Source organism: Clostridium pasteurianum DSM 525 = ATCC 6013, from assembly GCF_000807255.1.
GTDB lineage: Bacteria > Bacillota > Clostridia > Clostridiales > Clostridiaceae > Clostridium_I > Clostridium_I pasteurianum.
In genome coordinates, this window is the sequence record NZ_CP009268.1 from 267,095 (window position 1) to 282,206 (window position 15,112).

General features: G+C 29.9%; 14 protein-coding genes. 11 read left to right on the forward strand and 3 right to left on the reverse strand.

Annotated features, from left to right (window positions below):
* Nucleotides 1-241 precede the first annotated feature (241 nt).
* From ypeB to CLPA_RS01230, 4 genes are all read left to right on the forward strand, one after another.
* Nucleotides 242-1,615 (forward strand): germination protein YpeB, encoded by a 1,374-nt coding sequence (ypeB, locus tag CLPA_RS01215; protein WP_003440676.1) that lies wholly within the window; start codon nucleotides 242-244, stop codon nucleotides 1,613-1,615.
* 191 nt (nucleotides 1,616-1,806) lie between these two features.
* A complete protein-coding gene (locus CLPA_RS01220) occupies nucleotides 1,807-2,838 on the forward strand; it encodes a D-alanine--D-alanine ligase family protein (protein ID WP_003440679.1) in 1,032 nt (343 codons plus the stop codon).
* A gap of 194 nt (nucleotides 2,839-3,032) precedes the next feature.
* A complete protein-coding gene (locus CLPA_RS01225; RefSeq protein WP_003440682.1) occupies nucleotides 3,033-3,449 on the forward strand; it encodes a YwiB family protein in 417 nt (138 codons plus the stop codon).
* 107 nt (nucleotides 3,450-3,556) lie between these two features.
* Nucleotides 3,557-5,185, forward strand: coding sequence for an IS1182 family transposase (locus CLPA_RS01230; protein ID WP_034830312.1), 1,629 nt, complete (start codon nucleotides 3,557-3,559; stop codon nucleotides 5,183-5,185).
* 189 nt (nucleotides 5,186-5,374) lie between these two features.
* Here the strand turns inward: CLPA_RS01230 and CLPA_RS01235 are convergent, their stop codons facing one another.
* Both CLPA_RS01235 and CLPA_RS01240 read right to left on the reverse strand, forming a co-directional pair.
* A complete protein-coding gene (locus CLPA_RS01235) occupies nucleotides 5,375-6,973 on the reverse strand; it encodes a CTP synthase (protein WP_003440685.1) in 1,599 nt (532 codons plus the stop codon).
* A 440-nt stretch (nucleotides 6,974-7,413) separates the two neighbouring features.
* Nucleotides 7,414-7,707 carry a hypothetical protein gene (locus CLPA_RS01240; protein ID WP_003440688.1) on the reverse strand — a complete coding sequence of 98 codons (294 nt, stop codon included), beginning with the start codon at nucleotides 7,705-7,707 and terminating at the stop codon, nucleotides 7,414-7,416.
* A gap of 293 nt (nucleotides 7,708-8,000) precedes the next feature.
* Between CLPA_RS01240 and CLPA_RS01245 the strand changes: the two genes are divergently transcribed.
* From CLPA_RS01245 to rho, 3 genes are all read left to right on the forward strand, one after another.
* On the forward strand, nucleotides 8,001-8,357 hold the full coding sequence (locus CLPA_RS01245; protein ID WP_236900367.1) for a hypothetical protein: 357 nt from the start codon (nucleotides 8,001-8,003) through the stop codon (nucleotides 8,355-8,357).
* A 120-nt stretch (nucleotides 8,358-8,477) separates the two neighbouring features.
* Nucleotides 8,478-8,636 carry a hypothetical protein gene (locus CLPA_RS21000; RefSeq protein ID WP_155760345.1) on the forward strand — a complete coding sequence of 53 codons (159 nt, stop codon included), beginning with the start codon at nucleotides 8,478-8,480 and terminating at the stop codon, nucleotides 8,634-8,636.
* A 378-nt stretch (nucleotides 8,637-9,014) separates the two neighbouring features.
* A complete protein-coding gene (gene rho / locus CLPA_RS01250) occupies nucleotides 9,015-10,679 on the forward strand; it encodes a transcription termination factor Rho (protein ID WP_236900403.1) in 1,665 nt (554 codons plus the stop codon).
* 88 nt (nucleotides 10,680-10,767) lie between these two features.
* Here the strand turns inward: rho and rpmE are convergent, their stop codons facing one another.
* Complete coding sequence (gene rpmE / locus CLPA_RS01255; RefSeq protein WP_003440724.1) at nucleotides 10,768-10,980, reverse strand: 50S ribosomal protein L31; 213 nt, start codon at nucleotides 10,978-10,980, stop codon at nucleotides 10,768-10,770.
* A gap of 171 nt (nucleotides 10,981-11,151) precedes the next feature.
* Here rpmE and CLPA_RS01260 point away from each other — a divergent pair, with 171 nt between their 5' ends.
* The 4 genes from CLPA_RS01260 (at nucleotide 11,152) to prfA (ending at nucleotide 15,096) form a co-directional block, all read left to right on the forward strand.
* Nucleotides 11,152-11,736, forward strand: a complete 585-nt coding sequence (locus tag CLPA_RS01260; RefSeq protein WP_003440728.1) for a thymidine kinase — start codon at nucleotides 11,152-11,154, stop codon at nucleotides 11,734-11,736.
* 2 nt (nucleotides 11,737-11,738) lie between these two features.
* Nucleotides 11,739-12,701 (forward strand): DUF1385 domain-containing protein, encoded by a 963-nt coding sequence (locus CLPA_RS01265; RefSeq protein WP_003440731.1) that lies wholly within the window; start codon nucleotides 11,739-11,741, stop codon nucleotides 12,699-12,701.
* A gap of 213 nt (nucleotides 12,702-12,914) precedes the next feature.
* Nucleotides 12,915-13,766, forward strand: a complete 852-nt coding sequence (gene prmC, locus CLPA_RS01270; protein ID WP_003440735.1) for a peptide chain release factor N(5)-glutamine methyltransferase — start codon at nucleotides 12,915-12,917, stop codon at nucleotides 13,764-13,766.
* Between the two features lie 250 nt (nucleotides 13,767-14,016).
* Nucleotides 14,017-15,096 (forward strand): peptide chain release factor 1, encoded by a 1,080-nt coding sequence (gene prfA, locus CLPA_RS01275; protein ID WP_003440737.1) that lies wholly within the window; start codon nucleotides 14,017-14,019, stop codon nucleotides 15,094-15,096.
* The last annotated feature ends 16 nt before the right edge of the window (nucleotides 15,097-15,112 follow it).

A 15,112-nucleotide genomic window follows, 5' to 3' on the forward strand; every position in this document is an offset into this window, starting at 1 on the left:
TATATTATACAACTTAGACTTAGGAAAATAAATAACAAGTAAAAGTATGATTAAGTTATTTTTAGCACTATAAAACAAATTATATGTAAAATACCAATTTAATTATATAAAATTTAAGGAAAAGCACAAATATTTTTCTATATTTTTTACAAAAATATAACTATAGAGATTATAGGATGAATAAGTAAAAATAAATTACAGATAATAAAAAAATAAAGGTTGAGATAAAGGAGAGTTTGCAATGAACACAACTAAAAAAAGAATTATATATACTATATCAGTAGCTTTAATTGTGGTATTTTCAACAACATTTGCGATTCTTATGACACTTGAAAGAATTGATTATAGGAATTATTTAATGGGGGAATACAGTAAGAGTATGTACCAATTAATAAATTCAGTTGAGAATATAGGAAGTAATTTATCTAAAGTACCAGTACTTGGTTCTAAAGATCAAAATATCGTAGCACTAGGTGAAATTTTTAGATTTTCAGCAATGGCTAATGATAAACTTCATTCGCTGCCAGTTGATCAACAGCAATTAAGTGGAACAAGTAAATTTATAAATCAAGTGGGAGATTTTTGCTACACCTTAGGAAATAAAATTGTTCAAGGTCAGGAACTTTCAGATGAGGATATAACAAAGATTGAAACATTAAAGAAGCAGTCCTATGTACTTGAGAACCAGCTGAAAAATGTACAAAACAGTATAAATAATGGTGATGTAAAGTGGGGAGAGATAAGAAAAAAGGCCAGCGGAGTCTTTCTTGCTGATAATAAAAATTCAATATCCAACAATTTTGAAAGTATTCAAAAGCAAATAGCACAATATCCTGCACTTATATATGATGGACCATTTTCCGATAATAACCTGGATATACAGCCAAAGATTAATTTTGCAAAAGATGTCACAGTAGGGGAAGCAGAAGCTGTTGTAAGAAAAGCTATTGGTAATGAAAAAATAGCTAATATTAAAAGGCAAGAGGATGTAAATAAGCAGAGAATTCCTTGTTATAGTTTTAATGTAAATATAAAAGGACGAAATGAGGATAATCCAGTATCCTGTGAAGTTACTAAAAAAGGTGGAATGATATACTATATTTTGGATAATAGGAATATAGGTAAACCTGCAATAGATGTGAATAGAGCTCAGGATATAGGAAGTAAATATTTAGCGGATAGGGGATATCATAATATGACGCCTACATATAGTTTGGTATACAATAATACTGCTATTATAAGCTATATTTACAACATAGGTGATGTAGCTGTATATACGGATCAAATAAAATTAAAAATTGCACTAGATAAAGGCGATATAATTGGCATGGAATCTGCAAAATATCTTACAGCTCATGATGAAAATAGGAAAATTCCTGATATTAGCAGCCTTATAAGCAAAGATAAGGCACAGGAAAGAGTAAGTAAAAGATTGAATATTACTTCTTCTAGATTAGCTGTTATACCTACTGAGTCAAACAAAGAAGTATTATGTTATGAATTTGTGGGTAATTATAATGGTGATTCCTTTATAGTTTATGTAAATGCTCAGACTGGATATGAGATGAGGATACTGCAAATAAGAAATACACCAAATGGTAAACTTACAATATGATATAATAGAACCACAGAAAAGAAAAACTGAGCTTGCTGTGGTTCTTTTTTTTATGGGAATAAAATCATAAAATATAAAAGGGAATCATAGTAGATGTGTTTTTGTTTGTAGTTTTAAGGTTAGTATTACGCCACTTTTAGCTTAAAAACTGTTATAATATTTTATTAAATAATTTTTCGGAGGAGAATTTTATGAAAAAGAAAATAGGTGTATTATTTGGTGGAAAGTCAACAGAACATGAAGTTTCAAGGGTATCGGCATCAGCTGTTCTCAGAAATATTGATTTATTAAAATACGATGTGTATCCTATAGGTATAACAAAAAAAGGAGAATGGTTTGAATATACTGGTGACATAGATAAAATAGAAAATGGTCAATGGGAAAAAGATGAATATTATAAAAAGCCGGAGGGAGAAAAGGTTTTATTTAACAGAGAAGTAGATGTGGTTTTCCCTGTGCTGCATGGATTATGCGGAGAAGATGGTACTATACAGGGATTATGCAGACTTATAGATATTCCTTGTGTAGGACCTAATGTCATGTCTTCAGCTGTATGTATGGATAAAGTATACACAAAATATTTATTGGAACATTTTGGCATAAAACAAGCAGATTATGTGGTTTTAACCTCAGTTGAATATAATGAAAATAAGGAAAAAATAGTAGATGAAATAGAAAAAAAATTAAATTATGATGTATTTATAAAGCCTTCAAATAGTGGTTCTTCAGTAGGAATTACTAAGGCACATAACAAAAAAGAACTTGTAGATGGTATAGAAGAAGCCTTAAAGTATGATAGAAAAGTGTTAGTTGAAAAAGCTATTAATGCTAGAGAGGTTGAAGTGGCTGTACTTGGAAATGATAAACCTAAAGCTGGTGTACCAGGAGAAATTCTTCCTGCCAAAGAATTTTATGATTACGAAGCCAAATATGAAGATGTAGAATCAAAATTACTAATACCTGCAAATATGAATGACAAGGAATTAGAAGAAATAAAGAATACTGCTGTAAGAATATATACCGCACTAGATTGTGCTGGTATGGCAAGAGTTGATTTCTTAGTGGATAAAGAAACTGCAGAGATATATTTGAATGAAGTTAATACTATTCCGGGATTTACTAAAATAAGTATGTACCCTAAAATGTGGGAAGCAGCAGGAAAGGCATATAAAGATTTAATTAGTGAACTTATAGAATTTGCAATAGAGAGAAATAATAATTAATATAGAAATTAATAGTTAAATTATTATTTACCATTACTAATTTGAAAAAAAGTTTCAGTCAAATATTATAAAATCAATATAATTTATTATAATATTATAATGGATTATATTGATTTTGCATTTAATTAATGATTTAATAAATAATACATAAATTGATTTTATATATTATTTATTATTATACCAAGGAGATAAATATGGAGAAAAGAGCTATTATAACTATTTCTAGTATACAAGGGAATAAAGAAGATGATTCTATACAAGTGGTTACTCCAGGAAGCTTTTATTCAAAGGATGATTGTTATTATGCTGTTTATGAAGAAACAGAAATATCAGGTATGGAGGGGACTACTACTACGTTGAAAATAGGTCCTGAGGAGTTGATATTATTAAGAGAAGGGACCACTAATGCAAATATGCATTTTGTTAATGGTAAAAATAACTTATCTATGTATGATACTCCTTATGGAACACTCAAAATGGAAGTGAATACAAAAAACATAGATATAGATATAAATGAAAAAGGCGGAAATATTGCAGTTAAATATGATATGAATATATCTGGGCAAATGGTTCCCGAAACCTCCCTTGATATAAATATAAAGGTGCAATAGGAGAAAAGAACGGAGCTGTCGCACTAAAAAATTAGTGGGACAGTTTTTTGCGTAAAAAAATAAATCTCCCACTCGGAAGAGTGAAAGATTTATAGTAAAATTAACATATGGCAAAATATATTAATTTACATAAAAATTATACTTTAAATCGCGGAAGTTATCAATTAAAACTTCCACTAAATATGGATTACATGATTCCAGATAATGATTCGGTGCGTTTGCTAAGTCAGTTTGTAGAGGAGATGGATTTAACAGATTTATATTTGACTTATTCTCGATTAAGGGAAAATCAGGCTACGCCTCGTCAGATGCTGAAGATTGTACTTTATTCTTACATGAATCATAGATATTCTTCTAGGGAAATGGAAACCTCCTGCAAAAGAGATGTAAATTTCATGTACCTTTTAGAGGGTTCACCAGTACCAGATCATTCTACCTTTGCAAGATTCCGTAGTATCCACCTTTCTCAATGCGCAGAAACAATTATGGCAGAAATGACAAACTTTCTTTATGAAATTGGAGAAATATTAGGGGACGCTATATTTATTGACGGTACAAAGATAGAGGCATGTGCCAATAAGTATACTTTCGTTTGGAAAAAAGCAGTTTCAAAAAATTTGGAGAGACTACTTTATAAATTAGCTGATTTTGTAGCTGAATGCGAAGAACTATACGGACTAAAGCTCGTATATGAAAACAGAGTAAAAATAAAGCATGTAAAGAAGCTACGCAAGAAACTTTATGCCTTGAAACAAGAAGAAAATATTGAATTTGTACATGGATGTGGTAAAAGGAAAACTCCAATTCAACGTTCTATTGAAAAACTCGAGGAATATCTTAATAAGCTAAAAGAATACACACAGAAAATCCATATCTGCGGTAAGCGTAATAGCTATTCGAAGACAGATAAAGATGCAACTTTTATGAGGATGAAAGAAGACGCCATGAAAAACGGTCAGTTAAAACCTGCTTACAATGTGCAGCATGGAGTTGATTCTGAATATATAGTGTGGCTTACTGTAGGCGATCAGCCTGCGGACACCACAACGTTGATTCCATTTCTAAAAAGCATGGAGAACTTCTTGCATTTTAGATATTTAAAAATAACTACAGACTCAGGCTATGAGAGTGAAGAAAATTATGTTTATACTAAAGAAAATGGACAGTTATCATATATTAAGCCAGCAAATTATGAAATAGCTAAAACAAGAAAATATAAGGATGATATAAGCCGAATAGAAAACATGGACTATGATGAATTTGGTGATTATTATACTTGCAAAAATAATAAGAAGCTAACAGTAAATAGAATAATAAAAAGAAAAAGTAAGACTGGTTATGTAAGTGAAAAAACAATCTACACATGTGCGGATTGCAGTAATTGTAATCAAAAAAATAAATGTATAAAAGGACATAACTGTAAAACGCCATTAGAGGATAGAGTTAAAAATCTTGAAACTTCAAAGCTCTTCAACATGCTTCGCAAAGAGAATCTTGAAAGAATTGTAAGTGAAGAAGGTTGCGAGTTAAGAATGAATCGAAGTATTCAAGCCGAAGGCTCTTTTGCAGAGATAAAACAGGATATGGGATTTCGTAGATATCTAAGTAGAGGTAAAAAGAATGTTTTGGCGGAAAGTATTCTGTTAGCTATGGCACATAATATAAATAAGCTACATAATAAAATCCAGTCAGATAGAACTGGAACACATCTTTTTCCACTTAAAAAGAGTGCTTAATTTTAAAATCTTAAAAACTCTGCAAATCAAAAAAGGCCTTAATATCAAAGGTTTATTAAAGTGCGCCATTTTTTAATTATCGAGCTTATTGGGGATTAAAATATCATTAAATTTTCTATGACACACACAAAAAACGCTGCCGCGTTAGCATACTTTTTTATGCTAATGCGACAGCTCCGTTTCTTGTTTTTATTTTAATGCGGCTTTAATAAAGTCTCTGAAAAGTGGGTGTGGTTTATTTGGTCTTGATTTAAATTCAGGATGGAACTGAACAGCTACAAACCAAGGATGATCTTTAATTTCTACAATTTCTACTAATCTTTCATCTGGGCTTGTTCCTGAAAGTATAAGTCCATTTTCAACTAAACTGCTTCTATATTCATTATTGAATTCATATCTATGTCTATGTCTTTCGTATATAACAGGTTCGCTATATGCAGATATAGCATTTGTATCTTTGTATAATTTACAAGCATATAGACCTAATCTCATAGTGCCGCCTTTTTCATCTATATCCTTTTGGTCAGGCATTAAATCTATTACAGGGTGCTTGGTATCAGGAGCTATTTCTGAACTGTGGGCATCTGTAAATCCCAGTACGTTTCTAGCATATTCTATTACAGCACATTGCATTCCAAGACATATACCAAAGAATGGAAGCTTGTTTTCTCTTGCCCATCTTATGGATTCTATTTTCCCTTCAATACCCCTGTCTCCGAAACCACCAGGAACTAATACTCCATCTACATCTTTCAAGATTTCATTGACATTTTCGCTGGTAACATCTACGGAGTTTATCCATTTTATATTTACATTTGCTCCATTTGCAAGCCCTCCGTGACCAAGGGATTCAACCACTGAAAGATAAGCATCGTGTAATTCTACGTATTTACCAACTAGTGCTATTGTAACTTCTTTTGATAGATTTTTTAGATTTTTCACCATTTCTATCCATTCAGTATTGTCAACATCACTGCAATTTAGTGCAAGTTTTTCGCATACTAGAGTATCTAAGCCTTCTTTGTGAAGTAATAGAGGAATTTCATAAAGGTTTTCGGCATCTAAATTTTGTATTACAGCCTTTCCGTCTACGTTACAGAATAGACCAAGTTTATTTCTAACGTCCTCAGATAATTCTTTTTCTGTACGACATACTATTATATCAGGTTGAATACCAATACTTCTTAATTCTTTAACTGAATGCTGAGTTGGTTTTGTTTTAATTTCTCCTGCTTTTCTTAAATATGGAACTAAGGTTACGTGAATAAAACATGAATTACCACTACCTACTTCATATTTTATTTGTCGTATAGCTTCTAGGAATGGAAGGGATTCTATATCTCCAACAGTTCCACCTATTTCTGTTATGACTATGTCTACATCTTTTTCCTTAGCAACTCTATATACTCTGTCTTTAAGTTCATTTGTTATATGAGGAATTACTTGTACGGTTCCACCAAGATAGTCACCTTTTCTTTCTTTTGATATAACTGACCAATAGACTTTACCTGTAGTAACATTACTATTTTTACTTAGATTTTCATCTATAAATCTTTCGTAGTGACCAAGATCCAAATCGGTTTCGGCGCCATCGTCTGTAACAAAAACTTCTCCGTGTTGATATGGGCTCATAGTGCCTGGATCAACATTTATATATGGATCAAATTTTTGTATGGAGACTTTTAAACCTCTATTTTTAAGCAGTCTTCCAAGAGAAGCCGCTGTTATTCCTTTTCCCAATGATGAAACGACACCACCAGTTACAAAAATGTACTTAGTATTTTTCATTTGATATCCTCCCACGTATAAACAATTACATATGATACATTAATATAATTTAACAATAAAATCTAACTTAGTGGAAATTTACATTTCCACTAAGTTTATTTAAATAATAATTATAGTATAAAGTTAAATGTGATTTTAGATAATAATTGGATAAATTAGTTGACAAACACATAAATTAAATTTATAATAAAAATTACCCTATAAAATATTTAAAATGGGATTTCTGTGTTCTTACTAACATAAATCATATTGTAACACATATAATTATGTTTTTCTACATTTTTTTAAATTTTTCTTTTTTAATTTAAATAATGTTTTATAAAAGATGTGTGAATAGGATAGATTTTACTGACTACAACTGTAAAGTATAGAACATTTTAATAATAATATCAAATTATTTTATGAATATATTATTTTTATTAAAAATTTAGAACCTTATTTTATAAAGATTTTTTTATATCATCTTCAATTTGAAAATATTCATCTCTAAATTCTTTATTTATAAAAAATTTTTCTTTTGCTTTTTTTAAACCGTAATTCAAGGATTTTTTGCTATAATCAGGGAAATAATTATTTAGTAAGCTTAAGTCAGTACATTTATATTTTTTTAAAAGTAATAAAAACAGATATTTGCAATTTTTATCTTTTAATATTTTTAAAAGTTCATCTTCAGAGATATTTTTATATTCACACATAAACTCAATAATTTTCTGATACCTACTATTAATTTCCATATACAACACCTCATTTGAATTATTGTCCAAATATAATAAAGTTAAACCCTCAAATAGGTAATTAAATAAATGATATATATTTTTTACATATAGTTTATCGTATAAACTCAATTATAGAATGTAATGATATATCTAAAAAAGTAAAAATATAATATTTAATGACAATAAATCAAATATTTTAACTTTTTTAAAGTAAAAAAAAATGTTAAGTTTAAAGGAATTTTAAAAAAATTATAGAATATTATTATATATAGAATAATAAATATTTGTCTTATCTTTGAAAGGTAGTGGAGGTGCAAATTTTGTTTTTATATGATACAAACTTAAGTTTCGCTTTGAAAAACCAAGTAGGACAATATGATGTTGGAGACTTTGCTTTGTTTAAAATAAATAGTTTAAATGATAAATTTAAGGGGGTATATGTTAAGTATACCGAAAATAAAGAAATTACGTTTAAGATAAAATGTCCTTTATGTAATAAGTATCATTATTATACCTATAATCTGGATACATTTTTTAAGAGAGAAATTACTATAGGTGGATGTGAACTTTTAGGAGAGCAGATATTTTTGATAGGTCATACTGAAAAGGTAGCTGGTGTAATAAATAAATATATAAATATAAAAAGTAAAGTATATGCTATGCTGTAAATATTGAAGAATAACTTCATCTATACTATAATTATACATATTGATTAATCTTGAAATTTTATTACATTGTGATATTATTATAGATGAATTTGTTCAAATGCTTATGTATTGGAGGAAATTATGGACGAAGATATGGAAAAGTGTGAAGAGTATTTAAAGAGCCTTTGCAATGATATGATTTATTTATTAAATGAACTTAAAGATAAGAGATCAATACAAGATGATGAATATGAAAGATATGTACATCTTAAGAAGGAGTTTTTAAATAATACATATTAGCACAGTTCTTAAAATAAATTTATGTTACTTGTGTGGGTAACATTATTTTTATATAATAATTTCTATACATTTCTGTTAAATTTTCTATATATTCCTTTTAATTATGTTGGTAGTCTATTATGTTTATAACACGAATCCATCACTCTTATGAGTGTTAGTAGTTCAAAATATTATATGGATGGAAAATTCTAAGGTGCTAAATTTTCTGCTTCTATGGATAAATAAAGAAATATAGGTTATAATCTATAAAAGTTGAATTTCACATCTGATAATTCTTTGTAAATTCCCTAATGATTAAATTTAAAAATACAATATGGAGGTGTTGTCTTTTTGTTTAGTGTTGACTTAGAAAGTAAGACGCTTGTACAGCTTAGAGAAATGGCAAAAGGGCTAGGAATAAAAAATATTTCAAAATTTAAAAAGAAAGATCTTATTGAAGAAATTAAAAAAGTTTCTCCTGTTTCTATAGAAAAAGATGGAGTTGTGCTTAGTGAGAAAATATCTCCTAAAAAAGGTAAAAATGTAGCTTCGGATATAGATGAGAATAATAGTGAAAATTTAAAAAATGAAAATGATGTAATCGTTAATGATAAAGAGATATTAAATAAAAATATATTAAAAAAAGATGAAACAAAAATAAAAGCAGAAAAGACTCAAGTTAGCATCAGTAATACTAAAAGTTCAAAAAATAGTGCGGAAGAGATTCAAAAGGGAAATACTGAGGTTGTTAGGGAAAACCATAGGACAGAAACCAATATTAAATTGGAACATGATAGGAATAGAGCTGAATTTGATAAAAATCATGAAAGAAAAGACTCACATAATTTTAAAAGTAATTTTGATCAAACAAGAAATGCCAATGACAAAGACAAACATATTAGAGAAGAAAAAGATGATAAATTTAAAGAAATGGTACATGAATCTAATTCTGCTAAAGGAGTTTTAGAATTAGTAGATAATAATAATTTTGGATTTTTACGTGGTAAGAATTATTTAACTAGTCCAGACGATATATATGTATCTCCATCTCAGATAAGAAGATTTAATCTGAAAACAGGAGATGAGGTAGAAGGTAAAGTTAGAATACCTAAAGAAGGAGAAAAATTTAAAGCACTTTTATATGTACAAAGTGTAAATGGTGAAAATCCAGACAAGGCAGTAGGAAGAAAACCCTTTGAAACCTTAGTACCAGTTTATCCAAATAAAAGATTGAAGTTGGAAAAAAATGAAAAAGAGTTGGCAACCAGACTTATGGATATTATGTCACCTATTGGTAAGGGACAAAGAGGACTTATAGTTGCCCCTCCTAAAGCAGGAAAAACTACCTTACTAAAGACAGTAGCCCAAAGCATATCTCATAATCATCCAGAAGTTAAACTCATAGTGCTTTTAATAGATGAAAGACCGGAAGAAGTTACTGATATGAAGGAATCTATAAAGGGAGAAGTTATATATTCTACCTTTGATGAGGAGCCAGAACATCACACAAAAGTTGCATATATGGTTTTGGAACGTACTAAGAGAATGGTTGAACAGGGACAGGATGTGGTAATACTTTTAGATAGTTTAACCAGACTTTCAAGAGCATACAATCTTACTATAACACCTACGGGAAGAACTTTATCTGGAGGGCTTGATCCAGGGGCTTTAATAATGCCTAAGAAATTCTTTGGAGCTGCTAGGAACATAAAAGAAGGAGGAAGCCTTACTATACTGGCTACAGCTCTTGTGGATACAGGAAGCAGAATGGATGATATGATTTTTGAAGAATTTAAAGGTACAGGAAACATGGAAGTACATCTTGATAGAAGACTCCAAGAAAGAAGAATTTTCCCTGCAATTGACATTTATAAATCTGGAACGAGAAAAGAAAAGCTTCTTTTATCACAGGAAGAATATGATGCATCATATTTAATAAGAAGAGTATTGTATAATGAAAATAGTACTCAAAGTGTAACTGAAAAGGTAATAAATCTCTTGAGTGAAACTAAAAACAATAAAGAATTTGTAGATATCATAAGTAAAGAAAAATGGGAAAGATAATATTATCTTTCCCATTTAAAACATCATAAAACAGCGCTGTTGTATTTAATGTTGTATTTATTTTCACGTAGTAATATTTAAAACCATATTATTCTTCTTCAGATAAATTGTATTTCTTTCTGAATTTTTCAACTCTACCACCAACGTCAACTAACTTCTGACGTCCAGTGAAGAAAGGATGGCATTTTGAACAAATATCTACTTTAAGTTCTGTTTTTGTTGAACCTGTTGTGAAAGTATTTCCACATGCACATTTAACAACTGCATCATGATGATACTCTGGATGTATGCCTTCTTTCATGTTTTTCACCTCTTTCAATACATGATAAGTAACTACAATATCAACTTTGCTATTATATCATATGTATTTAAAGTTCGTCAATATATGTTAAAACTACTCTTTAATAAATTATAGACTTCTGATAAAATATATTATGTCTATAGTTCATTAAATTGGGGAGGAAAATATTAAATGTATGGACCTAAAAATCATGGTTGGATAGAAGTAATAGTTGGGCCGATGTATAGTGGAAAATCAGAGGAATTAATCAGGCGTATAAGGCGTGCAAAGATCGCAAAGCAGAAAGTGCAGGTTTTTAAACCGGAAATTGATAATAGATACAGCCTAGATGATGTAGTATCTCATTGTGGAGAAAAAGAGGAAGCTATTTCGGTAAAAAATAGTCAGGAAATAGTGAATTTTATTGAAGAAGATATAGATGTTTTAGCTATAGACGAAGTACAGTTTTTTGATGAAAATATAATAGATATATTAACAAAAATTTCAGATAGTGGTAAAAGAGTTATATGTGCAGGTTTGGATATGGACTTTAGAGGAGAACCTTTTGGTTGTGTTCCAAAGCTTATGGCAATAGCTGAATTTGTTGATAAAATACAGGCAATATGCATGTGCTGTGGAAATCCAGCCACAAGAACTCAAAGACTGATAAACGGTAAACCAGCAAATTATAATGATTCTATAATATTAATAGGAGCTAAGGAATCCTATGAGGCACGATGCAGGAAATGTCATTGTGTTCCGAAAGGTGAGGTGTAGATATGAATGAAAAACCTTCTGTAGGCGGGCAGGCTGTAATTGAAGGCGTTATGATGAGAGGCTCTAAAGGAGTTGCCACTGCCGTTAGAAAAGAAGATAACACTATTGAATTAAAAGTTGAAAAAATAATACCTTATACTAAAAAGAATAGATTTCTTGGACTTCCGATTATAAGAGGATTTGTATCCCTTTTAGAATCCATGATTATAGGAATAAGAACTTTAAATTATTCAGCTTCCTTTTTTGAGGATGAAGAGAATGAAGGTAATACTTCTAAATTTGATGAATTTTTGAAGAAAATATTTAAAGATAAAGTCAACGATGTACTCATGGCAGTATCTTTATGTATATCAATTATTTTTGCTATGGGAATATTTTTTGTACTGCCAACTTTTGCAGCTAATATATTTAAATATTTAAATATTCATAATACTGTTGTTTTAAATCTATTAGAAGGAATAATAAGAGTGTCACTTTTTATTCTCTATTTATTTTTAATAGGTAAAATGGAAGATATACAAAGAGTTTTTCAGTATCATGGAGCAGAACATAAGACAGTATTCTGCTATGAGCATAATGAGGAGCTAACTCCTGAAAATGCATCAAAATATTCTAGGTTTCATCCAAGATGTGGAACAAATTTTTTATTCTTGGTTATGATAATAAGTATATTGGTGTTTTCACTTACAGGGTGGAACTCTCTTGTATTTAGAATTATTTCAAGAATAGTACTTTTACCTATTGTATCTGGAGTAACTTATGAAGTAATAAGGTGGATGGGAAGAAGTGATAATGAGTTATCAAAAATATTTTCATATCCAGGATTAATGCTGCAAAAGCTTACTACAAGGGAACCGGACTATAGTCAATTAGAAGTTGCCATTAAAGCTTTGAAAGCAGCAGAGGGTATAGAAGATGATGAAGAGATTAACATAGTAGCAGAAGAAGTTGAAGCAAGTTCTTAATTCAGGTGGGGATTCTTTTACCCCATCTGAATTTTAGAACTGCAAATGCATGGCTTACTTGGTGTCGAACTCCCACTTGAAGAAAAGCAGAGAACCAAAATCTTTTTTTGATTTTGTGTGAATCGCTGTACAGAGTGCGTTGGAGACTTATGCCAAGTTAGTCAGGTGAAAAATGAAAATTATATAGAAGATGTAAAAATATAGAGGATTAAGATGAAAATACAGGAACTTTTGAAATCAGGTTATGATATATTAAAATCAAAAAATATTGAGACTTATATGTTAGATACTCAGCTCATATTAAGTAAGGTTATAAATAGAGATAAATTATTTATAATCACAAATAGGGATTTACAGTTAGACAAAGATAAAATAGAAGAATTTTTTAGATTAATAAAATTTAGAGAGAGAAAAATGCCTGTAAAATATATTTTACAAAGTGCAGAATTTATGGGATTTAACTATTTTATTAAATCAGGAGTTCTTATACCTAGGCCAGATACGGAAATATTAGTAGAAGAAGCTCTATCAGAAATTAAAATGAGAAATTTAAGAAAACTTTGTGATGTATGTTGTGGAAGTGGAATAATAGGTATTTCTTTAGCAAATTACATAGAGGACTTACAGGTGATTTTCTATGATATTTCCAGTATTGCTATAGAGGTAACCAATATAAATGTAGAAAGATTTAATCTTAAGCAGCGAGTTAAAGTATTAAAAAGTGATTTGCTTAAAAGGGCTATAGAGGATAAATGTAAATTTGATATTATAGTTTCCAATCCTCCTTATATAAAGAAAGAAGTTATAGAAACTTTGATGGAAGATGTGAAAAATTACGAACCCTTTATAGCACTTTGCGGAGGAGAAGATGGATTAGATTTTTATAGGAGAATAATTGAAGAATCAAAGAAAGTTTTAAATCCTGATGGATCAATAATTTTTGAGATAGGTTATGATCAAAAAGAAGAAATTACTGAGTTATTGGAAGTAAGTGGATTTAAAGATGTGGTATGTGTTAAAGATCTTTCTGGGAATGATAGAGTAATTAAAGGAAGATTATATTAGGACTTGTTGAAAAAGACGAAGTAAAAATCAAAGTTCAGAGTTCAAAGAACAAATATCAAATGGGGAAAATAATAGGGGGTAAATGTCTCGTCCTTTTCTCCAATAGTGAACTAAGGTTTAAAAATTTATGGTTATAAAAACAATTATATGTTATAATATAGAATTATTAAAATATAAGATATTTTTAAATAGAAATTTCATTAAAGATTTTGAAATTCAAATAAATATCTAAATACGGAGTGATAAATTAATGCTTGAAAGACTTAATTTTATAGAGAATAAATATGAAGAATTATCAATTAAAATTAGCGACCCAACTGTTATGGCAAATCAAAAAGAATGGCAAAAGTTATGTAAAGAACATGCCGAAATGGAAACCATAGTGACTAAATATAGACAGTACAAAAGCGCTCAAGAAACCATCAAAGACGATCAGGAAATGTTAAGTGAAAAAATAGATAGAGAACTTAAGGAAATGGTTGAAGAAGAAGTTAAGGAACTTCAGGGAAATTTAACTAAATATGAGGAGGAGCTTAAGATATTGCTTCTTCCAAAGGATCCAAATGACAATAAAAATGTATTTGTAGAAATAAGAGGTGGTGCCGGAGGAGAGGAAGCTGCACTATTTGCCGCGAATCTTTTTAGAATGTATACAAGATATGCAGAAAGAAAGGGGTGGAATGTAGAGATTATGAGTGCTAATGAAACGGATATAGGAGGATTTAAGGAAGTTGTATTTATGATAAAGGGTGAAGGTGCCTACAGCAGACTTAAATTTGAAAGTGGTGCTCATAGAGTTCAGAGAGTTCCGGATACAGAATCCAGCGGCAGAATCCATACATCAACTTCCACTGTAGCAGTTTTACCAGAAGTTGAAGATGTTGATGTAGAGATAAACCCTAATGATTTAAGAATAGATGTATTTAGAGCTTCTGGACATGGTGGTCAGTGTGTAAATACTACGGATTCAGCTGTTAGAATAACACACTTGCCGACAGGTATGGTAGTTTCCTGTCAGGATGAAAAGAGTCAGCTTAAAAATAAAGAAAAAGCCATGAAGGTTTTAAGAGCAAGATTATATGAAAAAGCTCAGGAAGAGAGAAATGCGGGAATTGCAGAGGATAGAAGAAGTCAAGTGGGAACAGGAGATAGAAGTGAGAGAATAAGAACTTACAATTTCCCTCAAGGAAGAGTTACAGACCATAGAATAGGAATGACACTATATAAGCTTGATTCCTTTTTAGATGGAGAAATAGATGAGATTATAGATGCATTAATTACTGAGGAACAAGCAGAAAAGATGAAAGCAATAGGTAACGAAGCAGTATAAATCAATTGCTAAGGTG